Consider the following 26,455-nt stretch of genomic DNA (forward strand, 5'->3'; position numbering starts at 1 on the left):
GTCCCGTTGCCCCACGTGAGGCTTTGGCCTGGACTGCCCGTGTCAGGTTCGCAGCCTGCTGGCATAGGCGAACGGAACGGCGCATTAACCAAGGAATATCCATCAGGATTGTTGCCGCATGTCCCGCAACCTGTCGAGGGCGCCTATTCGGAAACCGTGGAAAGAGGTTCCGTCGTCCGGCTTGGCTGCGGTGCAGGCACTGCATTGGCCCTCGGCTCCGGCGCCGTGGGCAGGGCCGTTGCCGGCTTCTGCGTGGCCGTTGCAGACGGGGAAGGTAACGGCTTCGCGCTCGGCCGGAGCGAAGGAGACGCTGCCGGACGCGGCGAAGCGGACGGCGGAGTCACAGGCGTCGCAGACGAGGCTGACGGACTGGGCGAAGGCACCCGGCTGAGTGGCACCTGCGGCGAAGGAGCCTGTTGCGGCGCACTCGCTGCAGGTCGGCTCACAACCGGACGCCTCGCCGGTTGCGGCGAACTGCTCGCGGACGCAGCAGGGCCCGGCGCCGGAGCCGTAGCGGTTCGTGCCAGCAGGACCGGACCGGCCAACGACACGCCAGACACCGTCTGGGGGCGCGTGGCCAGCGGCGGAATGGCCTTGCCGCCCACCGCAAGCTGCAGAGCATCGGGACGGCCGGTGCGCAATTGCGGGGCATGTGCGTCGGCAGGCACGGTCCAGCTTTCACCCTTGGCCAGCGTTTTCTCCAGCAGCGGCTTGCCGCTATCATCGGTCACCTTGACCCATATGCCGTCGGCGGTCGCTGTCAGAACCACCGGGCCATCGCTTGCTGCAGGCGCGGGCGCGGGCGCGGGCGTGGACGCCGACGCAGAAGCACTTGCAACGGGTGCGACTGTTTGCTGCGGCAGCAGATCCGGCAGTTTGCCTTCCGGCGACAGGAAACTGCTCCAGAATACCAGCAAAAGCACAATGACGACAACCGCGCCACCCGCCGCGAGCCACGCAAGCCGCAACGGCGGCACACGGGCAGGATCGCCCGGTTCGAAGCCCGATACAGCATCGGGATGATCGACTTCCTGGGCATCGATCTGCGCGTGAACGGCGGCCGCGATCTCGGTCTCGTCAAGCCCCAGTGCGCGCGCATAGGCGCGCGCGAAGCCGACGGCGTATGTGCGGGCGGCCATGTCCCCGAAACGATCTTCCTCGATGGCATGAAGGTGGCGCTCGGCAATCTTCGTCTGTGACGAAATGTCAGCGCGCGTAAGCCCGGCCGCCTCCCTTGCAGAACGCAACCGTCCCCCGGCAGTCAATGGAAGACCTGCCTGTCCAGGGCTATCGGTGTTCTGGCTGTCCATGCGGCTCCCGGAGGGTCTTGATCGTTACGTCCCGAAACTGGTCCATAACCAAACCGTCTGGCCGCCCAAAGTCAATCGGGTGCCGAGAAAACGGTTGATTATATTACGGCAAGCACCGGCATACGGCGGCAACACGACAAAATCAGTCGGTATGGATACCGCGCGCTGCGGCCCATTCCGTCATCGTCACGCGCAGATCTGGCGGCGGCGACGTCAGCCAGCCTTCCATGGCCGCGCCGATTTCGCCCAGATCGACCTTGCCCACAAGTTCCTTCACAGGACCAACCGACGCCGGTGTGATCGACATGTGCCGGATGCCCAGACCCAGCAGAGCCAGCGCCTCGAGCGGGCGGCCGCCCATCTCGCCGCAGACGCTGATATCGACATTGAAGCCGTCGAGGCTGCGCACGACGCGGCGGATGAAGCGCAGGATCGCCGGGCTCAGCCAGTCATAGCGCTCCGCCAGCTTCGGATTCGACCGGTCCGCCGCAAACAGGAACTGCGTCAGGTCGTTCGTGCCGATCGAAAGGAAAGAGATCTTCGGTGCCAGCAGGTCGAGTTGCTCGGCCAGCGCCGGCACTTCGAGCATGACGCCATAGCGGATGACTTCGGGCAGCAGCTTCTTCTGCTGCTTGAGATAGGCCAGTTGCCCGTCGAACACCGCCTTGGCCGCATCGAACTCCCACGGCTCGGCCACCATCGGGAACATGACATGGAGCGTGCGTCCCGCACCCGCTTCTAGCAGGGCGCGCGCCTGAGCCTTCAGCAGGCCATCGCGTTCGAGCGCGACGCGCAGCGCGCGCCAGCCCATGGCCGGATTTTCCTCGCCCTCGCCGTCGTCGTGACGCAGATAGGGCAGCGTCTTGTCGCCGCCGATATCGACCGTCCGGAAGACCACAGGCTTGTCCCCCGCGGCATCCATCACGTCGCGGTATAACCTGGTCTGCCGCTCACGCTGGGGTAGCGTTGCCGAGACCAGGAACTGGAACTCGGTACGAAACAGACCGATGCCGTCGGCTCCGGTCAGGCTGAGATTGGCGAGATCGTCGCGCAGGCCCGCGTTGATCTTCACACGAACCCGCTGCCCGTCGCGCGAGACCGGCTTGACGTCACGCAGCGCGGCATAAGCCGCCTGGCGCTCCCGGCTCTTGGCGAAGCGCGCCTCGAAGGCCTCGACCACCCCCGGCGAGGGACGCACCATCGCCGTTGCCTGATCTGCATCGAGCAGAAGGTGATCGCCCTCGCGCACGACGCCGCGCAGCCCTCGCACGCGGCCAAGCACCGGCACGCCCATCGCCCGCGCCACGATCACCACGTGACTGGTAAGCGAGCCTTCCTCAAGGATGACCCCCTTGAGGCGCCGCCGGTCGTATTCAAGCAGTTCGGCCGGTCCCAGATTACGTGCAATCAGGATCGCATCGTTTCGCAGGCCCATCGAGGCGGCAGTACCGAGCTGTCCGGAAACAATGCGCAGCAGGCGGTTCGCCAGATCCTCCAGATCGTGCATCCGGTCGGCCAGCAGCGGATCGTCGATCTGGCGCATGCGCATGCGCGTGCGCTGCTGCACGCGCTCGATCGCCGCTTCGGCGGTCAGGCCGGAATCGATCGCCTCGTTGATCCGCCGCGTCCAGCCCTCGTCGTAAGCGAACATGCGGTACGTCTCGAGCACTTCCTCGTGCTCCCCGCCCACGCCGAATTCGGCCTGTCCGGCCATGCGGTCGATCTGCTCGCGCATCTTGTCGAAGGCAAGGATCACGCGCTGGCGCTCCGCCTCGGTATCCTCGGCAACAATGTGCTCGATGGTGACGCGCGGCTGGTGGAACACGGCCACGCCCGATGCCAGTCCCTTCACCAGCGTCAGTCCGCGCAGTTGCTCAGGCCCGGTCTGGCCCACGCCGAACGTGCCAGCGTCCTCACCGTCGATAAGGCCGGCATTGACGATCAGTTCGGAGAGCACCATCGCCACGGTCTGCAGCGCCTCGATCTCCACTTCCTCGTAGCGTCGCGGTTCGACATGCTGCACGCACAAGACGCCCACCGCCCGCTCGCGCCGCACGATCGGAACACCCGCAAACGAGTGGAACCGGTCCTCGCCGGTTTCCGGCCGATAGGAAAAGTCCGGATGCGCCGCCGCCTCGGCGAGGTTGAGGGTCTCGATCTGTTCGGCAATCAAACCGACGAGACCCTCTCCCACCGCCATGCGGGTAACATGCACCGCTTCCTGGGCTAGACCGCGTGTCGCGAACAGTTCCAGCATCCCCTCACGCAGGAGATAGACCGAACAGACCTCGCTATCGAGGCACTCCCCGATCACTTCCGCCACGGTGTTCAGCTTCGACTGCGCATGACTGCGCGACGCCATAACCTCGTGGAGGCGCGTGAGAATGTTTCTGGCTGCTGCTACGGCTCCGCTGGTCATGTCCTAGCAAGTACCGCAAAGACGGCGCTTTGGGAACGCAGCGGAACCGTTAAATCAGCGTGTTCCGACAATATCGCTCAGTGGAAAGGAACCCGCGGTCAGACCCGCACCAGTTCCTCCTTGAGTCTGAGCTTTCGCTTCTTGAGGGCCTGGATCACCGCGGCATCAGGCATCGGGCGGCTCATTTCCGCGTGAAGCTGCCGTTCGATACCGGCATGCTTGAGCTGCAGGGCGCTGATGTGCGAACTCTCCATGGATCGTTCCTCCTTTGGGGCCGAACCTCTGTCATTATGACCCGATGCCGAGGGCCCGGATTGGCGACTCGGCTTCTCTGGTCCGGCGCGATAGAAGGGAACCATATTCAGGGCGTCTTGCGAAGAGCATGAATGCTACATATCGGTAAAATGCATGGAACCTGCGCTAGCCGGTTCGCGACCGTTTGCTCGGGGCAATACGGCACAACCAGATTGAGGAATTTCGGCGTGACCGAAGAGGAAATGCGCAAACGCCTGGAAATCCTGAAAATCGAGCATCGCGATCTCGACGCTGCGATCGACGCGCTGCTGGCGTCGGGTTCGGGCGACCAGATGCAGATTGCCCGACTCAAAAAACGCAAGCTGAAGCTCAAGGACCAGATCTCGCAAATCGAGGACTACCTGATCCCCGACATCATCGCCTGAGCTCCCCGGCCTTTCCGGTTCCCGCACATACGGACACCCGCAACTTTCCCGCGCGCGGTCAAACACGCCGATTTGTGTTCACTGATAACCGTATCGAACGGGGACAGCAGGAAATTTCGCTGCGAATTTTTACCATTAGATAGTTGCCGCCGAGTCCCGGGTGAGAAATATGAACGGGAAATGTCTGAACCGGCCGCCATCAATCCGCGCATCGTCGAAGCGCTCTATTGCGAAGCCATCGTCCTCGCCGACGACGTGCGCCATGCCTTCACGCTGTCCGGACGGCTGGAAACGGCCAGCATGGACGAGGACCTGGCCCGCGTCGCACTATCGAGCGAAGGTCTGCGCACGACAACCCGGATGATGCATGCGATTGCCTGGCTGCTCAATCATCGCGCCTATTTCAATGGCGAACTCAATGAACTGCAGCTCCATCGCCATGGCCGTCTGCCACTCGATACCCGCGAAGCAGATCCGAACCATGCAGCCCTGCTGGAGCCCGCGATCGTCGAACTGGTGGGAACGACACGCCAGTTCTACGCCCGCCTGCTCCGCCTCGACCAGAACTGGCGGCCCGGCGAGAACCCTCTGCCAAGCGCACTCGAGCGCATGCGCGAACGCATCGAACAGCGCCTTGCCGGCTGACAGCAAAAATCGTTGACGCCTGATGCGTCAAACGGTCTCCAGAGCCCGCCTCCAGCTGCCGATCCGCTCCTCCCGCACCGTCTCGGACATGGCCGGCGTAAATGTGCGCCGCACGCCGCTCATCGCCTTGCCCGCCTCTGCGAGCGATCCGAACGTCCCCGCGCCCAGCCCCGCCAGCAGTCCCGCGCCCAGCGCCGTTGTTTCAACGAAAACCGGGCGTTCGACCGGCAAGGCCAGCACGTCGGCCAGATCCTGCGCCATCCAGTCGTTGGCGCTCATCCCGCCGTCGATGCGCAGCGTGGTCCAGCGAGCGCCGTCGGCCGCGAAAGCCTCGGCCAGGTCGCGCGTCTGCATCGCCATGGCCTCCAGCGCTGCACGGGCAAGGTGCGCGCGGGTGCTGGCAAAGGTCAGACCGGTGATCGAGGCACGTGCGTCGGCCCGCCAGTGCGGCGCGCCCAGCCCCGAAAGCGCCGGGACGATCACCACGCCGCTGCTGTCCGGCACCGAGCGCGCGAGGGCTTCGGTCTCGGTCGCTGCATCGATCAGGCCGAGGCTGTCACGCAGCCATTGCACCAGACTGCCCGCAACGAACACCGAGCCTTCGAGGGCATAGGCCCGCTCGCCGCCCATCTGCCACAGCACCGTAGCCAGCAAGCGATGCGCCGATGACGGAACTTGCGCCCCCATGTTCGCCAGCACGAAAGCCCCGGTGCCGTAGGTCGCCTTGGTCTCGCCGGGGGCGAGACAGGCTTGCCCGATTGTGGCGGCCTGCTGGTCCCCCGCCATGCCGGTCACCGGAACCGGTGCGCCCAGCCATTCGGGCAGTGCCATGCCGATCGATCCGGCACAGTCGCAGATTTCGGGGAGCGCGGCACGCGGCACGCCGAACAGATCGCACAGCGCCTCGTCCCAGTCCGCACCGGCAAGCGGCAGCAGGCTGGTGCGCGAGGCATTGCTGGCATCGGAGAAATGCGCGCCACCGGTGAGCTTGAAGAGCAGCCACGATTCGACCGTACCCAGCGCCAGCCGCCCGGCCTCCTTCGCAGCGCGCACTTCGGACACGTTGGCAATCAGCCAGCCCATCTTGGTGGCCGAGAAATAGGGGTCGAGGATCAGCCCGGTCGCCGCTTGCACCGCACGTTCCTGCCCGGCGGCCCGAAGCGTCTCACACGCGGGCGCCGTGCGGCGGTCCTGCCACACGATCGCGCGAGAAAGCGGCTCTCCGCTCACCTTGTCCCACGCCACAACGGTCTCGCGCTGGTTGGCGATACCGATCGCGGCGATGCGGTCCACCCCGCCCGCCTGCGCCACCGCCTGCCGCGTACAGGCGAGCACGCCTTGCCAGATCTCGCCGGCTTCGTGTTCCACCCAACCGGGCTGCGGATAGTGCTGCGTCAGTGGCCGCTGCGCCAGCGCATGGACAGCCCCATCGGGCGAAAAGACCATCGCCCGGTTCGAGGTCGTCCCGGCATCGATCACCAGAATCGCGCCGCCTTCAGCCATGCCCTGAGCCTGCATTCACCCCTCCGTCATCCGCTCCCCTGTTAGCCTCCCCGCACGCATGGGTCGACAGCCGCCTTGCCAGCGCCCATATCGCGCTCATGACCGCAGACCGCGACATCGACAGACCCTATACCGTGGCCGAACGCGTCGGCCCGCTGGTGCGCCGCGTGCTGGCGCGCAATCCCTCGCCGTTCACCTACACCGGCACGCAGACCTACATCGTCGGCGACGGATCGAATGTAGCGGTGATCGATCCCGGCCCGGACGACGTGGAGCATCTCGACGCCCTGCTCGCGGCGATCGGCGATGCCGGGGTCGTCGCGATTTGCTGCACCCACACTCACCGTGACCACTCGCCCGCCGCATCTCCGCTGGCCGCCCGCACCGGTGCGCCCATCATCGGCTGTGCACCGCTCACACTCGACGACGAAGGCCCGCGCGCAGATGCCGCCTTCGATCCCGGCTACGTTCCGGACCGCGTGCTGGCGGACGGCGAGGCTATCCCCGGCGAGGGCTGGACTCTGCGCGGCGTTTCGACGCCAGGCCACACCTCCAACCACTTATGTTTCGCGCTCGAGGAAACCGGCGCGCTGTTCACCGGCGATCATGTGATGGGCTGGTCGACCAGCGTGGTCTCGCCGCCGGACGGTGACATGACCGCGTATCTCGCCAGCCTGCACAAACTCTACGACCGCGAACAGGATACGATCTACTATCCGGCGCACGGACCTGCCGTCACCAGGCCCCGCCAGCTCGTACGTGGGATGATCGGCCACCGCCGCAGCCGCGAAAAGCAGATCCAGCGCCAGATCGAGGCCGGCCATACCCGCGTGCCCGACATGGTCGCGCAGATGTACAAGGGCGTGGACGAAAGGCTCTGGCCCGCCGCCGGCCGCTCGGTGCTCGCGCACCTAATCGATCTCGAAAAGCGTGGAATTACAATACAACGCAAAGACGATTGGGCGCTGGTCGGCACAAATTAGGCATTCGTCGACAAGTATTCCCTTAAATCCATAACGCAATTATTATCTGCCCCTACAACGTGGGTGGAGAGAAGCAATGGCAACTTTGGCTGGCGCGCAAACGGCGCGCCTGTCGTTCTGGGCGAAGATGACGATCGGCATCTCCGTCTTCATCATTTTCGGTTTCGCACAATTCGGTCTGCGCGGCATGGTCGACTATGCCCATGCGCCGCTGGTCATGCATCTGCACGGCATTGCCATGCTGGCATGGCTTTCGCTGCTGATGACTCAGGCGGTGCTAGCCGGACGTGGGGGACTGGCACTGCACCGCAAGCTGGGGTGGGCGAGCGCAGGTATGCTGCCGCTGATTGTCGTGCTGGCGAGCATGACGTGCCTGGCCGCACTTCCGATCAACATGTTCCCGCCGTTTTTCACGGCCGCGTATTTCCTCGCGCTGGTCCATGTCAGCGTCGTGATCTTTGCCGTGGTCGTCGCAACCGCCGTAAGCCGGCGGGGGCAGCCGGACTGGCACAAACGGTTGATGGTGGGCTCCACCATTCTCCTGATGGAACCCGCGCTTGGCCGGGTGCTGCCGATGCCTTTCATCATGCCTTGGGGTGAATGGCTGTCGATGGCGATCCAGCTCGGCGTGGCTGCGCTGATCGTCCGCCACGACCGCAAGGAACTGGGTGCGATCCATCCGGCCACCGTGGTTGTCGGGATCTCGGTAGTGCTCTCGCACGTCGTGGTGGAAGTTCTCGCCGTCACGCCTGCATGGATTGCATTCACCGCGCGCATGATTGCCGCATAAGACCGCAATTTCCCCTTGGGTCCTGCGCTTTCGCCTCCTAGATAGGCCGCTCTTCCGGCATCAGAGTCCGGAAGCGCAGGACAAGAGGAAAGACCATGACCGTAATGCCCGCCGACCTTTCCGGCATCGACGTGCGCGCCGAGATCGAGCGGCTGCGCAAGGAACGCAATGCGGTCATCCTCGCGCACTACTACCAGAAACCCGAACTCCAGGACCTCGCCGACTTCGTGGGCGACAGCCTCGAACTCAGTCGCAAGGCCGCCGAGACCGATGCCGACGTGATCGCCTTCTGCGGCGTGACATTCATGGCCGAGACCGCCAAGATCCTGAGCCCGAACAAGATCGTGGTGGTCCCCGACATGGACGCCGGCTGCAGCCTGGAAGACTCGTGCCCGCCCGAGAAGTTCAAGGCTTTCCGCGAGGCGCATCCCGATCACATTGCGCTCACTTACATCAACTGCTCGACCGAGGTGAAGGCGCTGTCCGACGTGATCGTCACCAGCTCCAGCGCCGAAACGATCCTGCAGCAGATCCCGGCGGACCAGAAGATCATCTTCGGCCCCGACCGGCACCTGGGCGGCTACCTTTCCCGCAAGTTCAACCGCGAGATGCTGCTGTGGCCGGGCGTGTGCATCGTCCACGAGGCGTTTAGCGAGACCGAACTGCTCAAGCTCAAGGCACAGAACCCCGGCGCCCCGATCGCCGCGCACCCCGAATGCCCGCCGACGATCGTCGACCACGCGGACTATGTCGGCTCGACCAGCGGCATCCTGAAATACGCCAAGGAAATGGCAGGCGACACCCTGATCGTCGCCACCGAGCCGCACATCATCCACCAGATGGAACTGGCTCTGCCGAACAAGACCTTCATCGGCGCCCCGGGCGCGGACGGCAACTGCAACTGCAACATCTGTCCCTACATGGCTCTTAACACCATGGAAAAGCTCTACCTCGCCCTGCGCGACCTGGAGCCGAGGGTGGAGATCGAGGAAGGCCTGCGCCTCGCCGCGAAGAAGAGCCTCGACAAGATGCTGGAAATGGCCAGCGGAACCGTGGGCAAGGGCGATCTGGGGGCGCGGTGAGCGCCCTCAATCATCATGAGCGCCTCGACTTTGTCTGGCATGCGATTTCCGGGCTTCCCTCGGCACCGCGCGCAGTCTGACCAATGCAGCCACTCCCGAATCCCGGGCAACACCACGATTTCCAGGCCGACGCCTGCTCCGGCGTAGCCATGCGCCCGCAATGGCCGATAAAAAGCCCCGGCACCTGACAAAGAGGCACCGGGGCAGGAAAAGGAATGGTCGCACCAATCCTTCGGGTCGCATTTCCCCTTTGAACGCAAAGTCTTCTCCACACATACCAAGATCATGGTATGGGCCCATCACGAATGGAGCAGGCGTAAGTTTGACATGAGCGGGCCGGGCAAGGAAAGTGTATCACAAAAGGTGGCGCGAATTGCCGCGGCCTTTGAGCGCGCGCCTTTCGAGGAGCTGGGTTGGGACAATGCCTTGCGCACGCTGGCGGAAGCGACGCATTCCTCGCACGGGCAGATGCTGGCGATTGGCGCCCGGCACCTGGCATTCAACTGGGTCAGTGGAGCCAGCCCGGAGTTTCACTCGCTTCTGGAAGGGTTTGATGGCTACCGGCCTGAAGTGAACTACCGCGTGGCGGCGGCCGGCCAGCCGTTCGAAATGGCGTGGGAAGAACACTATGACGCCATCCGGGCCGCGCATACCGACGAACAGTATATGGACGCCATGCGCTGCCTCGATATCGAGCATGGCGCACAGATGGTGCTTACCCAGCAACCCGGTGCCTTTTTCGGTCTGGCTGTCCTCCGCAGCGCATCCGATGGCCGCTCATCCGAGGCCGACCGGCAGGTATTCGCGGAAGCTGGCCAGCACGTGCTATCCGCCCTGCGCACCCAGAATGCCATCGAACATCAGGGCATGCTCATGATGCAGGGCTCGCTCGAGGCGATGCGCACGCCAGCGATCCTGCTCGATGCCGCAGCGCGTGTCTGCCACGTCAGTGAAGCCGCCGCTCCGCTGCTCGGCATGCGCACGCTTCAGATAAGAAGCCGCACGCTACATGCGGGCTGCCCGGCCATGGACCGCGCGCTGCAGGCGCGCATCGCCCTTGCCCTGTCCGGTGCCGAGACCGGCCCTTCGGATCTCTGGATCCGGAGCGATGCCGGTCTGCTTCTGGTGGACGTGCGCGCACTGCCGCGGCAGGAATGGCATTTCGGCTTCACCCCGCGAGTCATCGTAACGCTGCGCTCGCCGCTCGCCACTCCGGACGGGACACACCATCATCTGGCGCAGGAGGAACTTGAGCATGATGCCCGGCATCTGGCCGAAGCCCTGGGGCTCAGCAGCGCCGAAGCCCACGTTGTGGCCCTGCTGTCGCGCGGCCATTCGCGGCAGGAGATCGCCGGGCTGCGCGGCGTCAGCACCCAGACGGTGACCACGCAGTTGCGCAACATCTTTCTCAAGTGCGGTGTCAGGCGCGAGAGCGAACTTGCCACGGTCGCGCGGGCCCTGACCGAAATCGCGAGACACTGAAGCCCGGCCGGCGCAGGGCGGCCGTGTTCGAAGAAAACATCCAGGGCGGCTGGACCGCAAAAGCCCGGCAGGAGGTCAGAGCCTCCAGGCAGCGGAGCGAGCCGCTGCAAAGCAAGGGCAGGACGATCATTCCCCGGCGCCCTTTGTGCACACTTCCCTGAACCGGGATTGCTGCCGCGCCGGACAATCGAAAGTCACGAACCCTTCAATTGTCCGGCGCGGCAGCAGCCGATTGTCAGGTTTTCGCCATCAGCGGCGAGACAGCGAACGAAGCATTCCCTGCACATCGTCCTGCAAATCCATCTCCACGGCCGGGGCGCCGAGCAGCAGCATGTTGGCGACGAAAGCGGCGTCGTTGCGTGGCTCCTTGAGGGCCTCTCTCAGCACCGGCAGGTTCTCCTCGATGTGGGCCATGAAGGCGACGCCGGCCTCGCAGACCTCTTCCCACTTGGCCCGCGTCCACAGTGCGAGCGGGTAGAGAATTTCACTCTTGAAGTTGGAGCCGAGCGCGCGTTCGAGGAAACGCATGCCCACCGTCCATGTCTCGCCATTGCGCATCGGCGGCGGGGTCGGTTCACCCAGGAGCATCTTCTTCCCGGCCTGCCCCACATGGTCGTCCAATGTCACAGGAGCCGCAATTTCCCCGCGGAAATGCCAGAGTCCGACGTTTCCGGGGAAGCCTGCACCGAAACGTTCGCGCAAGCCCGCCTCGACCTTGTCGACCGCATCCTTGTCGCCTTTCATCGCGGCCGACATCGCGAAGGCAACTAGCGTATCGTCACCGATCTGGTGCGTAATGCCTCCCGCCAGTTGCTGTTCCGTCAGCGCCGGCGTCACCCCATCCGCAGGCATGTCCACCTGTCCCGCGCGCCGCGCCGAGAGAAACGCGGTAATTTCCAGCCAGGGCAGGAAATGGTCGAGAAAGGCGTCCGGATCGACATGGACGATGGCGAGATTGATCGGCTGCTTGCGCTTGGCCAGTTCGGTCATGTCGGTCATGTGCTGTCTTCTCCTCGGGCTCTTGGGGTTGGTTTGCCCAGACACAGCAAGCAAATTCCGCGCCACATGCTGCAATGCACAATCGAAGGCAATCCGCCTTGCAATCCATGGGTTGCATGAAATGCAATTCAGGGAGCGCGCTTTTCACTTTTTTTTCGCGCTCACACGCGCGAACCGGGTGGCCTGCGAAGAGAAGGAGAGGCCGCTTGCGTATTCGTAATGAGGCGTTGCGTTCGAAGATCATGAATGCCGCCGATGCCGCCCGGTTCATTACCCATGGCAGCGCCGTCGGAATGAGCGGGTTTACCGGTTCCGGGTATCCCAAGGCCGTTCCGCAGGCACTGGCCGCGAAAATCGAAGCCGAGCACGCGGCCGGCAATCCGTTCAAGGTGAGCATGTGGACCGGCGCCTCGACCGGCCCCGAACTCGACGGTGCGCTCGCCAAGGCCGACGGTATCGATTTCCGCCTGCCCTACAATTCCGATCCCATCGCCCGCGAGAAGATCAACAAGGGCGAGATGAACTACTTCGACATGCACCTGAGCCAGGTCGCACCGATGGCCTGGCAGGGCTTCCTCGGCCCGCTGGACACGGCCGTCGTCGAAGTGACCGGCATCCGCGAGGACGGATCGCTGATCCCGTCCTCTTCCGTCGGCAACAACAAGACCTGGCTTGATCGCGCCGAGAAAGTGATCCTCGAAGTCAATTCGTGGCAGAATGAAGCGCTCGAGGGCATGCATGATATCTACTACGGCACCGCCCTGCCGCCCAACCGCGTGCCGATCCCCCTGTGCCGCGCGGATGAGCGCATTGGCGAGAAGACGCTACGCTGCAATCCCAAGAAGATCGTTGCGATTGTCGAGACCGACGCGCCCGACCGCAACGCGCCGTTCTCGCCGCCCGACGACAAGGCGCGCGCGATTGCCGGGCACATCCTCGAATTCCTCGGCCATGAAGTGAAGATGGGCCGGCTGCCCGCCTCGCTGTTGCCGATCCAGTCGGGCGTGGGCAACATCGCCAACGCCGTTCTGACCGGCCTTGTCGAGAGCCCCTTCGAGTCCATGACCGCCTATACCGAGGTGATCCAGGACGGCATGCTGGACCTGCTCGACGAGGGCAAGCTGCGCATGGCCAGTGCCACCGCCTTCTCGCTCAGCCCCGAGGCGGCCGAGCGGATCAACCGCCACATGCACCGCTATCGCGGCAAGATGATCCTCCGCCCGCAGGAGATCAGCAACCACCCCGAACTGATCCGCCGCCTGGGCTGCATCGCCATGAACGGGCTGATCGAGGCCGACATCTACGGCGCGGTCAATTCCACCCACGTCATGGGCTCGCGCATCCAGAACGGCATCGGCGGCTCGGGCGACTTCGCCCGCAATGCCTATATCTCGATCTTCATGACGCCTTCGACCGCGAAGGGTGGCGCGATCTCCGCCATCGTGCCGCAGGCGAGCCATGTCGACCACATCAACCAGGACGTGCAGGTGATCGTCACCGAGCAGGGCCTTGCCGATCTGCGCGGGCTCAGCCCCAAGGAACGCGCGAAGGTCATCATCGCCAACTGCGCGCATCCGGAATACCGACCGCTGCTGGAGGACTACTTCGCCCGCGCGCAAAAGCAGTCCTACGGGTTGCAGTCGCCTTCGATCCTCAGCGAAGCGCTGTCATGGCACCAGCGCTTTGTCGAAACCGGATCGATGATGCCCTGATTTCCTGAATGTCAGTGCGATGCGGCAGGCCTTGCCGCATCGCACCGCCTCGCTAAGGTGCCTCGCTTCGCCCCCCCAAGGACACAAGCAATCGAGGTGCGACGTTCCATGCGAATCCTGACTCTGGCCTGTTCGGCCCTGCTGCTGACCGCTTCCGGTTCAGCCATCCTCGCTGCCGACGCCGATACCAAGGCCGATGACGCCAAAGCGTCCGAAAAGGCCGATGCCAAGCCGGACGACCATTTCACGCCCTTCCCCGAGCCCAAATCGATCAAGCAATCTGCGGTGATCGGCGGCAGGACAGTCAGCTATACCGCGACGGTCGGCTCGCTCCCGGTGAAGGATGACAAGGGCAAGGTCATCGGCGAGGTGGTCTACACCGCTTACACCGTGCCCGGCACACCCACGTCCCGCCCGGTGACCTTCGCTTTCAACGGCGGTCCGGGCGCCTCGTCGGTCTATCTCAACCTCGGCGCAATCGGCCCCAAGCGCGTGCCGTTCGGCGATCAGGGCGACGCGCCCTCCGACCTTGCGGTCCTGCGCGACAATCCCAATTCCTGGCTCGATTTCACCGACCTCGTCTTCATCGATCCCATCGGCACCGGCTTCTCGCGCTCACGCGAGGACAAGGACAAGACCAAGAAGGACTTCTACGAGGCCGACGCCGACATCCATTACCTCAGCCGCATCGTCTACGACTGGCTGGTGGCCAACGACCGCCTGACCAGCCGCAAGTACCTCACGGGTGAAAGCTACGGCGGCTACCGGGTGCCGCGCCTCGCCTATTACCTTCAGACACAGATGGGGGTGGGTATTTCGGGCATGACGCTGGTTTCGCCCTACCTCGATCCGCCCGCTATCGGCGAGGACGACGCGCTCTCTCCGCTGCCGTGGATGATCAACCTGCCCTCAATGGCCGCCGGGCATTTCGAACGGCAGGGTAAGCCGCTGGACGAGACCACCATGGGGCCGGTCGAGACCTACATGCGCACCGGGTTCGTGCAGGACTTCCTCGCGGGCCCCGGCGACAAGGCCGCGACCGACCGCCTCTCGGCCAAGGTCGCCGAGATCACCGGACTCGATCCCGCGCTCGTGCGGCGCATGAACGGGCGGGTCGACATCGACACCTACCTGCGCGAAATCCGCCGCAGTCAGGGCCTGATCGGTTCGGTCTACGATTCCAACTACACCGCCTACGACCCGTTCCCGGCCAGCGCGACGCCGCAGTACAGCGATCCGCTGCTGACCACCCTGATCGCGCCAACAACCTCCGCGATGGTCGATTTCGTCACCCGGCAGGTCGGCTGGAAGGTCAACGCCCGCTACAACGCCCTGTCCTACGACGTGAACGAGCAGTGGAAGCGCGACGATACCGACAGCCCGGTGAGCGACCTGCGCAAGGCCATCGCCACCGATCCCAAAATGACCGTGAACATCGTCCACGGCTGGGACGACCTTTCCTGCCCCTTCTACGGATCGAAGCTGATCCTGGCGCAGATGCCGGACTTCGCGCGCGCTGGCCGGATCAAACTGCACATGTATCCTGGCGGGCACATGTTCTATTCACGGTCCGACAGCGGCGCCGCCATGCGCAGTGACGTAATGGGAAGCTACGCGGCAGGGAGCTGAGGGCAAGGTCAGGCCGGACTGCGCAGTCCGGCCCGCCGTCAATGCGGCCTCGCCGCCATCGGCTGCACCGGCCCCAGATCAAACGAGACATTGTCGATCGTGCCGTTGAAGGCGAAGGGCAGGCGATAATCACCGGTCAGCGGGGTCCCTGCATCGTGACCGATGGTGGCTTCTTCGCTGAACTCGAAGGGTACCGTGTGTTCCATCCTGCCGCTGCCGGCCGGCGTTCCATCGACGGACAGCGCGAGCGCCCCGCCCTTGCCGAAGCCGGGGCCATCTACGGTGAAGGAAATCGCCACCTTGTGCCGTCCGGGCGCCAGCGATGACGCGCCAGCGACGCGCACCAGCGCCGTGTCCCGGTCGTTGTCGCGGTAGAAAAAGACCGGCCTCCCGCCCAGCACCGCAAGGGCCCAGCCCGAGAAGCGGCCGCCCTGTGTCACCAGCATGCCCTCACCGCCACCCGCAGGCACATCAATGTCAGCGGCAATCGTCCAGCTGCGATTGTTGATCGCCGGGAACGCGCCCGGCGGATAGCGCTACTGCGTGGGATAGAGGACGTGCACGCCGGGCTCGGCAAGCGGCTCCGGCCGGGTGCCCGGCAGCATCGATGAAAAGTTGCTGTACTGCAGCGGCAACACGTGGTTGCGCGAGGCCTCCTTCTCCCAGAGGGCCTTGATTTCGGCCACCTTGTCCGGATGCGCCGCAGCGACATCGGTGGTCTGTGACCAGTCGTGGCGCAAGTCGTAGAGCTGCCATGCCGAGGCCGGATCGGGCATCGCCGCATCCAGACGCAGCTCTACCTTCACCGCTTCGGACAGCATCCACCCATCGTGATAGATCCCAGCGTGACCGAAGACCTCGAAGTATTGAGTCTGGTGCCGCGAGGGCGCCTTGGGCTGGGTGAAGCTGTAGGCAAAGCTCACCCCGTCGAAGGGCTGCTGCGCAATCCCGTTCAGGCTCTCCGGCGCGGGCACACCGGCGGCGTCGAGCACGGTCGGCATCACATCGTTCACATCGACGAACTGGCTGCGCACGCCGCGCTGGGTGATGCGCGCAGGCCAGGAGACGACCATACCATTGCGCACGCCGCCAAGCCGCGAGGCGACCAGCTTGTAGTAGGGAAATGGCGTGTTCAGCGCCGAGGCCCAGCCTACCGGGCCGATGGGCAGGCTGTCCGGCCCGCCGATGTCATCCAGCTTGCCCAGCGCATGGGCCATCTCGTCGCCGCCCTGCATGGCAGCGCTGATGCGGGTGGCGTAGTTGACGCCGCCGATCGCGCCGCCTTCGCCCGAGGCGCCGTTATCGCCCTCGACGAACACGACCATCGTGTTGTCGAGCTCTCCCGTCCGCTTGAGCGTATCAAGGATGCGTCCGATCTGCGCATCGCAGTAGGACAGCATCGCCGCATAGACTTCCATGTAGCGCGCCGCGACCTTGCGCTCGTCGGCCGAGAGCGTGTTCCATGGCCTGGTGCCTTCGGGCATCGGCGCCAGTTTCGTATCGGCAGGCACCAGACCGAGCTTCTTCTGCCGGGCCAGCGCCGCCTCGCGGTAGGCATCCCAGCCGGAATCGAACTTGCCCTTGAAGCGGGCAATCCATTCGGCCGGCGCCTGCAGCGGCGCGTGCGCAGTGCCGGGCGCGTAGTAGATGAGGAAGGGCTTCGCGGGGTTCTGCGAATGCTGCATCAGCAGCCAGTCGATCGTGTGGTCCGCCAGATCGCGGTCAAGCACATAGCCCGCCTCGGTCCCGTCGCCGCGCTCGGGCGGTTCGATGGTGCGCGTATTCTCGATCAGCTGCGGCTCGAACTGGTCGGTCCACCCGCCGTTGAAGCCATAGAAATAGCCGAAGCCAAGACCGTTGCCCCACTGGTCGAACGGCCCCATCGGCCCGCTCTGCCAGGTCGGCACATTGTGGTTCTTGCCGAACATCGCAGTGTCATAACCGGCGGCAGAAAGCACCTGTCCGATCGTGCCGGCACTCTTGGGGATGATCGAATTGTAGCCCGGTTCCGGACGCGCGAGGTCGGAAACCGTGCCGAAACCCACCGCATGGTGGTTGCGCCCGGTCAGCAGGGCCGCGCGCGAGGACGAGCAGATCGCGGTGGTATTGAAGTTGTTGTAGACAAGCCCGTTCGCCGCGAGCCGGTCCAGATTGGGGGTCGGAATGGCACCGCCAAAGGTGCTGCTGGCCGCGAACCCGACGTCGTCGGTCAGGATGATGAGGACATTCGGCGCCCCCTTTGGCGCCGTTGCTACCGCCGGAAAGCCGGATGACGGCGCCGGGCCGGCGGCCTGCTCGGCCGAGGCCTGCGCCCCGAAGGCGAGAAGGACGCTACTGGCCAGCAGGGCGCATCTGGCAGCCTGCCTGATCTTCGCACTCATGATTTCTCTCCCGCTTCCCCGCTGTCGCCAAAGCACCCGGCGCGATTGTTGAAATTATCTTGCCGCGCTGCAGGATTTGCGTCCAATGCATAATGATGGTTCAAGTAATGCGTAAGGCGCATATGATGGAACTTCGAACGCTTCGCCATTTCGTCGCGGTGGCGCGGCGGCTCAACTATTCGCGCGCGGCCGAAGACGTCGGCCTGTCGCAATCCGCGCTCACGCGCAGCATCCAGTCGCTCGAGAAGCAGACCGGCCTGCGCCTGTTCGACCGGACGCGCGCGGCCGTGACGCTCACCCCGCAAGGCAAGGCAGCGTTCCAGGCGGCTCAGCAGCTGCTTGCGTCAGCCGAGGACTTTGCCGGTGAACTGGGGGCCATGGCGCAGGGCAAGGGCGGACGCCTGAGCTTCGGCGTCGCTCCGGTTCCGGCCAGGGTTTTGCTGGCAAGTGTCCTGTCCGAAGTTCTTCACGACACGCCCCGCCTAGAATGCAACGTCCTTGTGCGGGATCCCGGCGAGTTGTGGCCCATGCTGGAAACCGGCGAGATTGAATTCTTCATCGCCGGCGAAGGACAAATTCCCGAACCCATGTCCGCGCGAATAGAACCGCTGGGGACCTTTCCGGTCAGTATTGTCGTCCGGGCGGGACATCCGGCCACCCATGTCGAAAATATCGACAAGGCCTATCCGTTGCTGATGGCAAACAGGGCCGGTGCCGACAACGCCCTCATTTCGGAGCTGCTGCAGAAGAACAACCACCCGCTCCATGTGATCGAGGATTTCACGACCTTGCTATCGCTCGTTCAGACGACAGACGCGCTCCTGCTCGTGACCCCGCTCGCCCTGCAGGACCACCTTGCAGCGGGCACCCTTCGGGAACTCCGGGGCAAGAAGCCCACCGCGACCGGTCTTCACCGGGTGCTTCTGTACAGCAAGTCCGGCCGCACGCGTTCCAAGGGGGCGAATGCGGTACGAGGCCTGTTCCAGCACGCCATCCGCAATCTGGCTGAACCGAAGAAAACGCTTGCTGCGATCTCCGGTGCGCCCAACTGAAAGTTCAGAGCTTGCCGAACTTCGTTTCGTAAGCCCCGGTATCACCGCCTGCGAGCAGCTGCGCCTGCTCCACCCAACTGTCCCGGCGCGGGCGGCCTGCGAAGGAGCCAAGCTTGGTGTCAAGGTCGTCGAGATCGGCATCGGTCCATGCAGCGATCTGTTCGTAGCGGGTCACGCCAAGCGACGTGAGCAGCGTCAGCATCTTGGGGCCCAACCCCTTGATCTTGCGCAGGTCGTCCGCCTCTCCGGCAGGTGCAGGAGCAGCGGCGGGAACCAGTTCGGGGGCCGGCTCGTCCGCGGGCGTGGGCGTGGGCGCCAGATTGTCGACTTCTTCCTGCGCGGCCACGGCGATCACCTCGCCGATGCCGGCCATGGTTCCGGCCATCGCGGGCGGGTCGATGTGGATCGGGGCATCCACCTGTGCGGCGGGTGCCGCATCGATAAGCGCCTGATTACGCTGCGCGGGCGCGGCACCTTCGTCGAGCACGTCGGGACGGCGGTCGCGACGGGGCGGCTTGGTCCCGTGGACGAACAACCAATAGGCAACGGCAATACCCACCAGCAGCGCAGCGATGAAGATCAGCCAGTTGGCCTCGACCATTTGCAGCACGATAACTTATCCCTTCCGGTTCCACAGCAGCCAGCCGATGCCGAAACCCATCCCGTAGGTCAGCAACACCGAGACAGCCATTTCAAGCCATAGCGGCAAGGCAGTATCCTTTCATAGGGGCTAACCGGGCCCCGGCGTATCAATCGGCGTCGGCTTGATCGGCGCCGGGGAAATCACGGAAAATTCGATCCGGCGATTGGCCGGGTCCCTGGGATCGAGCCCCGGTACCGGCTGTTTCGACCCTACGCCGGCCGCGCGCAGGCCGTCGGCGGGGATGCCACGCCCCACCAGCCCCCAGCGCACTGCATTGGCACGGGCCATCGACAAAGCGAGGTTAACCTTCGGATTGCCGCCCGCGTCCGTGTGCCCGGTCACCGCGATGATGCTGCCGACGCAGGGTCGCAAGGCACGCGCGACCTCGTCGAGCAGTCTTTCGCTCGCCGGGTCGATCCGCGCACTGGCTTCACTGAAGCGGATAGTGCGCGTCTCGAGGATGCGTTCGACATCGTCCTGACAGTGAAGTGCGGGCGCGGCGGCAGCACCCTCCCGCGCCCAGCTTATGCCGCCGATACCGGGAATACGCGCCACGGCTGCGGCGACGCGAGTCCGCGTAGCCACATCGAGCCGCTTGCCTCCGGACAGGACAGGGTGGCGGGTCAGCCAACCGTAGCGATCACGAAACGCCAGATTCACGCCCTTGCCGCCGGCTTTATCGCGTACTGCGATCGCCTGTTGTTCCAGCCCGTCGATAAAGACCGCACCATGAAGGTTGGTCGCCGCAAAGGCCATGGCCAGACTCAAGGCGGCTCCGGCAGAAACGATCGAGGCACGGCGGGGGTTCATGAGGGCAGCCTAGAGTCTTCCTTCCGCGATGTCAGCCACCCGAATCCAGTTCATGTGGCCTTGGTCTTCTGGAACAGCTTGCGGTCTTCGGGCCCGAACGCCTTCTTCCAGATCACCCACATGTAGGAACCCAGGATGGCCGGGATACCGAAGGCGAGTTCGGCCCATTCCGGCAGGTACTGCGTGGCGAGATAGCCCAGCACCACGGCCGGTGCCGCCGCCCAGATCAGCGCCCAGCGCCAGTTGTTGATTCGCTGCCCCAGAAGGCGGGCCAGCATCTGCGACTTGATGATCGAAGCCAGTCCCAGCGACAACATCAGCGCGGCCGCGGCTGCGGCTGCCTGATAGAGCGAGTTGTAGCCGAAGCGCTGCATCAGGAGGATACCCCCCAGAGTCAGCAGCGCCTGCAAGCCGATCGTGAACAACGAGACGACAAGGTTCCGCACCCGCGCCATGTAGATCAGCGCCGCTTCGCTGACCACGGCGGTAGCCGCCACCACTTCGGCCGCAAGCAGGAACGCAAGTGCCCCGGTGCCACCCACAAATTGGCGCCCGATCAGCCCCATTACGCCTTCACCCGGGATCGCAAGAGCCAGCGCGATGCCTGCCTGTGCGGCCGTGATCCAGAAGCCGACCTGGCAGACCTGGCGGGCAATCGCGGCGTAATCCTTTTTCTTGAGATTGCGCGTGATCACCGGGCCAAGCACGGGTTCGAAGCTCGTCTTCAGCTTCTGCGGCAGGCTCGCCACCTGCTGTGCGGCGTAGTAGACACCGACGGCGGACGGCGGGGCCAGAAAGCCGAGCAGCAGGATATCGACGCGCCGCGTGCCCCATTCGATCGCATCGGCCAGCGCGATCGGCATCGACCGCATCGCCAGACGGTGCATTTCCCCCGGCTGCGGCCGCCATCCGTGGGGGAGGCCATATTCGCGGAAGAACGGGATAAACGCAGTCAGCGCAGCGGCGAAGATCGAAGACAGGTAAGCCAGCGTCAGGCCGCTTTCGGGCGCAATCCAGATCATCGCGCCCGCCATGATCGATATCGTCCACGGCTCGACGATCGCGCGCGACCAGACAGTCGGGCTGATGCGCAGGCGATAGGCCAGTGCGGCCAGCCAGATCTCCGTCAGTGTCAGCGGCGGAATGGCGATGACGATCAGCCGGTCGATCTGGCTGTATTCGCCGCCCGGAAACATCGGCGCCGGCACCAGATAGAAGAACAGCGCGGCCGCGCAGGACGTGAGCAGGGCGAGGATCGTGCCATCGGCGATCACGTTGGCGGGATGGACCTGGCCCTCGGTGTCGGACAGCCGCTGCGCCAGACCGCGCTTCTCGCCCATCGTGCAAAGCATCGAGGTCAGTTCGATCACCACCAGCGCCGACGCGAAACGGCCGAGCGCGGCGGGACCGTAGGATGCGGCGCGGCCTGCAATAAACAGGAACGGGATGCGCGCGGCGAGGCGCAGGAAGAAGCCGAAAAAGTTCGTTCGTCCGCCCTTGGCCAGAGCCGCGATGTCGTCGTTCTCGCGTTTTTCGGTTGCCGCGTCGTCGCGGCTCGTCATCTCGCTCAAAGAGCGAACTCCCCTTCTGCACGCAACGGACGCGCCAGCAGATCGGTTACCACGACCGCGGCCGGTGCTTCACCAGAGAGCAGGCGGCACACGGCATCGACGATCGGCATCTGGATGCCCTCGCGGCGCGCAAGGTCCGCCAGCACCGGGGCCGTCGCCGCGCCTTCCGCGACGCTGTTCTTTCCCGACAGCGCCTCATCGGCGGTCAACCCCTGCCCCAGCGCTAGGCCGAGCGAGAAGTTGCGGCTGGAAGTGGACGAGCAGGTCAGCACCAGATCGCCGAGGCCGCACAGGCCCGACAGTGTTTCCGGCCGCGCCCCGCGCGCAAGGCCAAAGCGCAGCATTTCGGCATAACCACGCGCGATCAGCGCCGCCCGCGCGTTTTGGCCGAGCTTGAGCCCGTCAACCACGCCGCAGGCAATGGCCAGCACATTCTTGACCGCGCCGCCGATCTCAGCCCCGATCACGTCGTCCGAATAATAGGGCCGCAGCGCCGGACGGGCGATGACGGGCGCCAGCCGGTCCCACTGCTGCTCTCCGCCAGAGCAGGCAAGTGTGACGGCCGTCGGCAATCCCGCAGCTACTTCGTGCGCAAAAGTCGGGCCGGAGAGCACCGCGAGCCGCGCGTCAGGCGCGGCATCGGTGGCGACATCGGCCATGAGGCGCCCGGTGCCCGCCTCGATCCCCTTGGCGCACAGAACGAGATCACGATCCCCTTGCGGCAACCCGGCGATCACCGAAGCCAGGAACTGCGCGGGCACGACCACCAGCAGCACCGGCAGCTTGGCGAGTTCGGCTAGGTCGCTTGTCGCGCGAATCGTATCGGCCAGTCCGGCACCCGGCAGGTAGAGACCATTGCGATGCTCGGAGTTGATCTGCGCGACCAGATCGGCCTCACGCGCCCAGAGCAGGACATCGCTGTCGTCGCCTGCCAGCGACTGCGCCAGCGCCGTGCCCCAGGCACCAGCGCCGATCACCCCCACCTTGCTCATGCTTTCACTCCTGCCCCTCGCACGGCCTCTGCATCCGGATCGAGCGGCCAGCGCGGCCGCGCCGATACGTCGAGCGGGTCCGACTGGCCGCGTTCGAACCGTTCGATCCCGGCCCACGCGATCATCGCCGCATTGTCCGTACACAGGGCCAATGGCGGTGCAATGAACGGAAGATCAAACTCGGCGGCCAGACTTTCCAGCGCGCCACGGATCGCGGTGTTGGCCGCAACGCCGCCCGCCACCACCAGTGCGTTGACGTGACCAACGCCCTTGAGCGCCTTTCGCGTGCGGTCGATCAGGCAGTCTATCGCCGCCTGCTGGAACGAGGCGGCAATGTCGGCGTCTGTATAGGCCGACGGGATCACGCTGCCCGCAACGCAGCCCTGCACTGGCAGCGGCATGTTCTGCTTGGCGCGCAGCACCGCGCTTTTCAGACCCGCGAAGGAGAAATGCGGCTCCGCGCTGCCCATCAGCGGACGCGGCAGCGGCACTTTCTTCGCGTCGCCCTGCGATGCCAGCCTTTCGAGCGCGGGACCGCCGGGATAGCCGAGGCCGAGCACCTTGGCCGATTTGTCGAAGGCTTCGCCCAGCGCGTCGTCGATCGTCGTGGCCAGGCGGCGGAATTCGCCCACACCTTCGACCAGCAGGATCTGGCAATGCCCGCCCGAGACCAGCAACAGCAGATAGGGATATTCAAGCTCCGCATCGGCGAGGCGCGGCGACAATGCGTGGCCTTCCAGATGGTTGACCGCGATCAGTGGCTTGTCTGCCGCCATCGCCAGTGCCTTGGCGGTCACAAGACCGACCATTACGCCGCCGATCAGGCCGGGACCGGCAGTGGCGGCAATCGCATCGACATCGTCCAGCGTCATGCCCGCGTCCGCCAGCGTTGCCTCGATCATCGGCGCCAGCCGCTCGGCATGGGCGCGCGCGGCAATCTCGGGCACGACGCCACCGTAGGGCCGGTGCACCTCGTCCTGCGAGGCGATGCGCTGGGCCAGAATGGTGCGCTCGCTGGTCACCAGCGCGGCCGCCGTTTCATCGCAGGAAGATTCTATGCCGAGAACTATCCTCATCCCAATCTTCTTTGGCCGCACTTCCCCTGAACGGCAATGGCGGGTAGCAGAAGCCGCCCATGGAATCGCAAACACATAGTTCAAACCAGACATTTCGCCTCGGCACCCGCCGTTCGCCGCTTGCGATGGCGCAGGCCGAGGAAGCGCGCGACCGGCTGGCGGAAGCGCATGGAATCGATCCGGCGCATATAGAGATCGTGGCGGTTACCGCCAGCGGTGATCGCATCCAGGATCGCGCGTTAGCCGAAATCGGCGGCAAGGCGCTGTGGACCAAGGAACTCGACGCCTGGCTCGCGGCGGGCGAGATCGATTTCGCGGTGCATTCGGCCAAGGACGTGGAAACGCTGCGCCCCGAACTCTTCGCGATCGGCGCCGTGCTCCCGCGCGAGGACGTGCGCGACGTGCTGATCGGCGCGGAGAGCATCGCCGCCCTGCCGCAAGGCGCTGTTGTCGGCACCAGCGCCCCGCGTCGCGCCGCGCAACTCTTGCACGCCCGGCCAGACTGCAAGGTCGTGACCTTCCGGGGCAATGTCGCCACCCGCCTCGCCAAGCTGGCGGCCGGAGAAGCCGACGCTACCTTCCTCGCCGCCGCCGGGCTCAAGCGGCTGGGCGAGCACGGCACCGGCCACCCGCTCGACGAGGAGCACTGGCTGCCCGCCCCCGGACAAGCCGCGATCCTGATCGAATGCCGTACGGAAGACACGCGTACCCGCGCCTTCCTATCCGCCGTCGATCATGCCCACAGCCGTGCCACCCTGCTGGCCGAGCGCGCGCTACTCGCGGCTCTCGGTGGGAACTGCCACAGCCCGATTGCGGTGCTCTCCCGCATCTATGGCGAAGAACTGGAGATGCGCGCCGCGCTCTACAGCCCCGACGGAGCCGAGCATGTCGAAGGTCATGCCCGCTTCGCTGCCGGAGACGAGCAAGGCCCCGCCCGCCTCGCGGCTGATCTGCTGGCCCGCGCGGTTCCCGCCATTGCCGATCATTTCGACGGGCCCGGCAGCTGACGTGACGATCCCGGTGCTCGTCCTGCGGCCCGAACCGGGCGCGGCAGCGACCGCGGGGCAAGCCCGGGCCATGGGACTCGATGCCCATGCATACCCGCTGTTCTCCGTGCGTCCGCTGCCTTGGCAACCCGTGCCACGAGAGGACGTGGATGGCTTGCTTCTGGGCAGTGCCAACGCCCTGCGCCACGGCGGCGAGGCTCTGGACCTCTATCATGGACTTCCAGCCTATGCGGTCGGTGAAAAAACGGCCGAAGTCGCCCGTACCGCCGGCTTCGACGTCGTGACTGCCGGGAAAGGCGGATTGCAGCAGGTTCTTGCCGGCGTGCGGCCGGAGCACCGCCGCCTGCTTCGCCTTGCGGGGCGCGAACGGGTCGATCTTGCCATTCCGGCAAGCGTTACGATTACCACGCGCGAGGTCTATGCCAGCGAGCCCCAGCCCATGCCGCCCGGTCTGGCGGAACACCTCAACAGTCCCGCAATCGTCCTGCTCCATTCCGGCGAAGCGGCTGCCCATTTCGCACGGTTGTGCGACCAGGCTGGAATCCGCCGAAACCTGATAGGAATCGCCGCCATCGGACCGCGCGTTGCCGCGCGCGCCGGACAGGGCTGGGCCGCCCTGCGGAGCGCTGTGCAGCCCGATGATTCTGCATTGCTGGCCTTGGCGGCGCAGATGTGCGAAGAAGCCTGCTCGGGATCACGTTCACAACTGCCAGAACAAGGATAAATGCAGGAATACTCCGCCACAACCGCGTCAGCTTCCGGCCGTCCGCGTTCGCGCAGCATCACCGTATTCATTGCCCTGATGGCTTTCATTCTGGGCGCGGCGTTGGTTGGCTGGGCCACCTCGCGTGGGTACCTGCAGGGTGTCCTGACTGCCCCTGATGCGCAGGAAACAACGGAAGCCGTGGCCGAAACGCTGGAGGAACCGTCGGCACTCGCCGACGCGGCCACCACCCCGGCACCACAGACTCCAGCAGCACAGATGGCCGCTATCAGTTCGGTCGAAGGCCGCCTTGCGATGCTGGAAGACCGGATTTCGCGCCTCGATTTCCAGACCGACGCCGCATCGGGCAACGCCGCTCGCGCCGAGGGCCTGCTGATCGCCTTTGCCGCGCGGCGCATGATCGACCGGGGTGAGCCGCTCAGCTACGTCGCCGACCAGCTCAAGCTGCGTTTCATGAATGCCCAGCCGCGCGCCGTCGACACGATCATCGCCTTCAGCAAGAACCCGGTCACGATCGATGAGCTTTCCGCTCGTCTGGAAGCGCTGTCTCCGGGCCTTACCGGCGTTGAGAACAAGGAAAGCCTGTGGGAGCGCGCACGTCACGAACTTGGTGCCCTGTTCGTGATCCGGCGTGATTCCTCGACGTTGGTCTCCCCTTCCGCACGGATTGACCGGGCCAAAGTGATGCTGACGGCAAAACGCATTAGCAAGGCTGTCGCCGAAGTCGAGCGCCTGCCCGGCGCTGCCCAGGCCCAGACATGGATCGCCGACGCGCGCCGCTACGAGGACGTGCAGCACGCTCTCGACCTGCTGGAGACCACCGCAATGCTGGAGCCGACGCGCCTCAAGGATGCCGAAGGCCACAAGGTCGATCAGCCAAGCCCGCTGGCCACGCCGACACCAGCAGCAACGCCTGCAGCAAGCGAGCCAGTGAAGCCGACAGGTTGAAGGCTGAAGGCCCGAAT

24 protein-coding genes are annotated in these 26,455 nt (G+C 65.1%); 12 read left to right on the top strand and 12 right to left on the bottom strand.

Annotated elements, in window-relative coordinates; genetic code table 11:
• Window positions 1-143: 143 nt before the first annotated feature.
• The 3 genes from MTR64_RS06475 to MTR64_RS06485 all read right to left on the bottom strand — a co-directional run bounded on the left by MTR64_RS06475 (window position 144) and on the right by MTR64_RS06485 (window position 3,983).
• Window positions 144-1,247 (bottom strand): helix-turn-helix domain-containing protein, encoded by a 1,104-nt coding sequence (locus MTR64_RS06475; protein WP_243992013.1) that lies wholly within the window; start codon window positions 1,245-1,247, stop codon window positions 144-146.
• Window positions 1,248-1,452: 205 nt separating this feature from the next.
• Entirely contained in the window at window positions 1,453-3,729 is a 2,277-nt protein-coding gene (ptsP, locus tag MTR64_RS06480) for a phosphoenolpyruvate--protein phosphotransferase (RefSeq protein WP_243992015.1), read from the bottom strand.
• Window positions 3,730-3,827: 98 nt separating this feature from the next.
• Window positions 3,828-3,983 carry a YdcH family protein gene (locus tag MTR64_RS06485; RefSeq protein ID WP_243992017.1) on the bottom strand — a complete coding sequence of 52 codons (156 nt, stop codon included), beginning with the start codon at window positions 3,981-3,983 and terminating at the stop codon, window positions 3,828-3,830.
• A 228-nt stretch (window positions 3,984-4,211) separates the two neighbouring features.
• Here MTR64_RS06485 and MTR64_RS06490 point away from each other — a divergent pair, with 228 nt between their 5' ends.
• Together MTR64_RS06490 and MTR64_RS06495 are read left to right on the top strand one after the other, a co-directional pair.
• Window positions 4,212-4,409, top strand: a complete 198-nt coding sequence (locus tag MTR64_RS06490; protein ID WP_243992019.1) for a YdcH family protein — start codon at window positions 4,212-4,214, stop codon at window positions 4,407-4,409.
• Between the two features lie 180 nt (window positions 4,410-4,589).
• Window positions 4,590-5,054, top strand: coding sequence for a DUF1465 family protein (locus tag MTR64_RS06495; protein WP_243992021.1), 465 nt, complete (start codon window positions 4,590-4,592; stop codon window positions 5,052-5,054).
• 27 nt (window positions 5,055-5,081) lie between these two features.
• On the opposite strand, the gene glpK is transcribed toward MTR64_RS06495, so the two are convergent.
• A complete protein-coding gene (gene glpK, locus MTR64_RS06500) occupies window positions 5,082-6,572 on the bottom strand; it encodes a glycerol kinase GlpK (RefSeq protein WP_419144920.1) in 1,491 nt (496 codons plus the stop codon).
• Window positions 6,573-6,655: 83 nt separating this feature from the next.
• Between glpK and MTR64_RS06505 the strand changes: the two genes are divergently transcribed.
• The 4 genes from MTR64_RS06505 to MTR64_RS06520 all read left to right on the top strand — a co-directional run bounded on the left by MTR64_RS06505 (window position 6,656) and on the right by MTR64_RS06520 (window position 10,894).
• Entirely contained in the window at window positions 6,656-7,540 is an 885-nt protein-coding gene (locus MTR64_RS06505) for an MBL fold metallo-hydrolase (RefSeq protein ID WP_243992023.1), read from the top strand.
• 76 nt (window positions 7,541-7,616) lie between these two features.
• Entirely contained in the window at window positions 7,617-8,330 is a 714-nt protein-coding gene (locus MTR64_RS06510; RefSeq protein ID WP_243992025.1) for a hypothetical protein, read from the top strand.
• Window positions 8,331-8,425: 95 nt separating this feature from the next.
• Window positions 8,426-9,412: a quinolinate synthase NadA gene (gene nadA / locus MTR64_RS06515; protein ID WP_243992027.1), complete on the top strand. Its 987-nt coding sequence runs from the start codon at window positions 8,426-8,428 to the stop codon at window positions 9,410-9,412.
• 363 nt (window positions 9,413-9,775) lie between these two features.
• Window positions 9,776-10,894 carry a helix-turn-helix transcriptional regulator gene (locus tag MTR64_RS06520; RefSeq protein ID WP_243992029.1) on the top strand — a complete coding sequence of 373 codons (1,119 nt, stop codon included), beginning with the start codon at window positions 9,776-9,778 and terminating at the stop codon, window positions 10,892-10,894.
• 249 nt (window positions 10,895-11,143) lie between these two features.
• On the opposite strand, the gene MTR64_RS06525 is transcribed toward MTR64_RS06520, so the two are convergent.
• On the bottom strand, window positions 11,144-11,893 hold the full coding sequence (locus tag MTR64_RS06525; RefSeq protein ID WP_243992031.1) for a hypothetical protein: 750 nt from the start codon (window positions 11,891-11,893) through the stop codon (window positions 11,144-11,146).
• A 206-nt stretch (window positions 11,894-12,099) separates the two neighbouring features.
• On the opposite strand from MTR64_RS06525, the gene MTR64_RS06530 reads away from it, so the two are divergent.
• Window positions 12,100-13,605: an acetyl-CoA hydrolase/transferase family protein gene (locus tag MTR64_RS06530; protein ID WP_268740767.1), complete on the top strand. Its 1,506-nt coding sequence runs from the start codon at window positions 12,100-12,102 to the stop codon at window positions 13,603-13,605.
• 108 nt (window positions 13,606-13,713) lie between these two features.
• The gene (locus MTR64_RS06535; RefSeq protein ID WP_243992033.1) at window positions 13,714-15,234 is read left to right on the top strand and encodes a S10 family peptidase; all 1,521 of its coding nucleotides are present in this window, start codon (window positions 13,714-13,716) and stop codon (window positions 15,232-15,234) included.
• A 38-nt stretch (window positions 15,235-15,272) separates the two neighbouring features.
• Here MTR64_RS06535 and MTR64_RS06540 read toward each other — a convergent pair whose 3' ends face one another.
• Window positions 15,273-15,680, bottom strand: coding sequence for a hypothetical protein (locus MTR64_RS06540; protein ID WP_243992035.1), 408 nt, complete (start codon window positions 15,678-15,680; stop codon window positions 15,273-15,275).
• Window positions 15,681-15,770: 90 nt separating this feature from the next.
• A complete protein-coding gene (locus tag MTR64_RS06545) occupies window positions 15,771-17,615 on the bottom strand; it encodes an arylsulfatase (protein ID WP_243992037.1) in 1,845 nt (614 codons plus the stop codon).
• A 107-nt stretch (window positions 17,616-17,722) separates the two neighbouring features.
• Here MTR64_RS06545 and MTR64_RS06550 point away from each other — a divergent pair, with 107 nt between their 5' ends.
• A complete protein-coding gene (locus MTR64_RS06550; protein ID WP_243992038.1) occupies window positions 17,723-18,667 on the top strand; it encodes a LysR family transcriptional regulator in 945 nt (314 codons plus the stop codon).
• 4 nt (window positions 18,668-18,671) lie between these two features.
• Here the strand turns inward: MTR64_RS06550 and MTR64_RS06555 are convergent, their stop codons facing one another.
• From MTR64_RS06555 to tsaD, 5 genes are all read right to left on the bottom strand, one after another.
• Complete coding sequence (locus MTR64_RS06555) at window positions 18,672-19,268, bottom strand: hypothetical protein (RefSeq protein ID WP_243992327.1); 597 nt, start codon at window positions 19,266-19,268, stop codon at window positions 18,672-18,674.
• Window positions 19,269-19,397: 129 nt separating this feature from the next.
• Window positions 19,398-20,120: an OmpA family protein gene (locus MTR64_RS06560; RefSeq protein ID WP_243992041.1), complete on the bottom strand. Its 723-nt coding sequence runs from the start codon at window positions 20,118-20,120 to the stop codon at window positions 19,398-19,400.
• 50 nt (window positions 20,121-20,170) lie between these two features.
• Complete coding sequence (locus MTR64_RS06565; RefSeq protein WP_243992329.1) at window positions 20,171-21,682, bottom strand: lipopolysaccharide biosynthesis protein; 1,512 nt, start codon at window positions 21,680-21,682, stop codon at window positions 20,171-20,173.
• Window positions 21,683-21,687: 5 nt separating this feature from the next.
• On the bottom strand, window positions 21,688-22,683 hold the full coding sequence (locus MTR64_RS06570; protein WP_243992042.1) for an NAD(P)H-dependent glycerol-3-phosphate dehydrogenase: 996 nt from the start codon (window positions 22,681-22,683) through the stop codon (window positions 21,688-21,690).
• Window positions 22,680-23,759 (bottom strand): tRNA (adenosine(37)-N6)-threonylcarbamoyltransferase complex transferase subunit TsaD, encoded by a 1,080-nt coding sequence (tsaD, locus tag MTR64_RS06575; protein ID WP_243992044.1) that lies wholly within the window; start codon window positions 23,757-23,759, stop codon window positions 22,680-22,682. Before tsaD ends, MTR64_RS06570 begins: the two co-directional genes overlap by 4 nt.
• A 59-nt stretch (window positions 23,760-23,818) precedes the next feature.
• On the opposite strand from tsaD, the gene hemC reads away from it, so the two are divergent.
• From hemC to MTR64_RS06590, 3 genes are read left to right on the top strand one after another with little or no spacing between them, the layout of a single operon-like run.
• Window positions 23,819-24,766, top strand: coding sequence for a hydroxymethylbilane synthase (gene hemC / locus MTR64_RS06580; protein WP_268740768.1), 948 nt, complete (start codon window positions 23,819-23,821; stop codon window positions 24,764-24,766).
• Window position 24,767: 1 nt separating this feature from the next.
• Window positions 24,768-25,490, top strand: a complete 723-nt coding sequence (locus MTR64_RS06585; RefSeq protein WP_327194252.1) for a uroporphyrinogen-III synthase — start codon at window positions 24,768-24,770, stop codon at window positions 25,488-25,490.
• Window positions 25,491-26,438: a hypothetical protein gene (locus MTR64_RS06590; RefSeq protein WP_243992046.1), complete on the top strand. Its 948-nt coding sequence runs from the start codon at window positions 25,491-25,493 to the stop codon at window positions 26,436-26,438.
• Window positions 26,439-26,455: the final 17 nt, after the last annotated feature.

The organism is Novosphingobium album (ex Hu et al. 2023) (assembly GCF_022832385.1).
GTDB lineage: Bacteria > Pseudomonadota > Alphaproteobacteria > Sphingomonadales > Sphingomonadaceae > Novosphingobium > Novosphingobium album.

Excerpts from the sequence above, each read along its gene's own strand:
- ptsP (WP_243992015.1), bottom strand. The coding sequence starts at position 3,729 with ATGACCAGCGGAGCCGTAGCAGCAGCCAGAAACATTCTCACGCGCCTC.
- MTR64_RS06555 (WP_243992327.1), bottom strand. The coding sequence starts at position 19,268 with ATGGTCGAGGCCAACTGGCTGATCTTCATCGCTGCGCTGCTGGTGGGT.
- MTR64_RS06495 (WP_243992021.1), top strand. The coding sequence starts at position 4,590 with ATGTCTGAACCGGCCGCCATCAATCCGCGCATCGTCGAAGCGCTCTAT.
- MTR64_RS06505 (WP_243992023.1), top strand. The coding sequence starts at position 6,656 with ATGACCGCAGACCGCGACATCGACAGACCCTATACCGTGGCCGAACGC.
- MTR64_RS06590 (WP_243992046.1), top strand. The coding sequence starts at position 25,491 with ATGCAGGAATACTCCGCCACAACCGCGTCAGCTTCCGGCCGTCCGCGT.
- tsaD (WP_243992044.1), bottom strand. The coding sequence starts at position 23,759 with ATGAGGATAGTTCTCGGCATAGAATCTTCCTGCGATGAAACGGCGGCC.
- MTR64_RS06485 (WP_243992017.1), bottom strand. The coding sequence starts at position 3,983 with ATGGAGAGTTCGCACATCAGCGCCCTGCAGCTCAAGCATGCCGGTATC.
- MTR64_RS06560 (WP_243992041.1), bottom strand. The coding sequence starts at position 20,120 with ATGAACCCCCGCCGTGCCTCGATCGTTTCTGCCGGAGCCGCCTTGAGT.
- MTR64_RS06545 (WP_243992037.1), bottom strand. The coding sequence starts at position 17,615 with ATGAGTGCGAAGATCAGGCAGGCTGCCAGATGCGCCCTGCTGGCCAGT.
- MTR64_RS06565 (WP_243992329.1), bottom strand. The coding sequence starts at position 21,682 with ATGACGAGCCGCGACGACGCGGCAACCGAAAAACGCGAGAACGACGAC.
- MTR64_RS06550 (WP_243992038.1), top strand. The coding sequence starts at position 17,723 with ATGCGTAAGGCGCATATGATGGAACTTCGAACGCTTCGCCATTTCGTC.
- nadA (WP_243992027.1), top strand. The coding sequence starts at position 8,426 with ATGACCGTAATGCCCGCCGACCTTTCCGGCATCGACGTGCGCGCCGAG.
- MTR64_RS06510 (WP_243992025.1), top strand. The coding sequence starts at position 7,617 with ATGGCAACTTTGGCTGGCGCGCAAACGGCGCGCCTGTCGTTCTGGGCG.
- glpK (WP_419144920.1), bottom strand. The coding sequence starts at position 6,572 with ATGCAGGCTCAGGGCATGGCTGAAGGCGGCGCGATTCTGGTGATCGAT.
- hemC (WP_268740768.1), top strand. The coding sequence starts at position 23,819 with ATGGAATCGCAAACACATAGTTCAAACCAGACATTTCGCCTCGGCACC.
- MTR64_RS06525 (WP_243992031.1), bottom strand. The coding sequence starts at position 11,893 with ATGACCGACATGACCGAACTGGCCAAGCGCAAGCAGCCGATCAATCTC.
- MTR64_RS06535 (WP_243992033.1), top strand. The coding sequence starts at position 13,714 with ATGCGAATCCTGACTCTGGCCTGTTCGGCCCTGCTGCTGACCGCTTCC.
- MTR64_RS06570 (WP_243992042.1), bottom strand. The coding sequence starts at position 22,683 with ATGAGCAAGGTGGGGGTGATCGGCGCTGGTGCCTGGGGCACGGCGCTG.
- MTR64_RS06540 (WP_243992035.1), bottom strand. The coding sequence starts at position 15,680 with ATGCTGGTGACACAGGGCGGCCGCTTCTCGGGCTGGGCCCTTGCGGTG.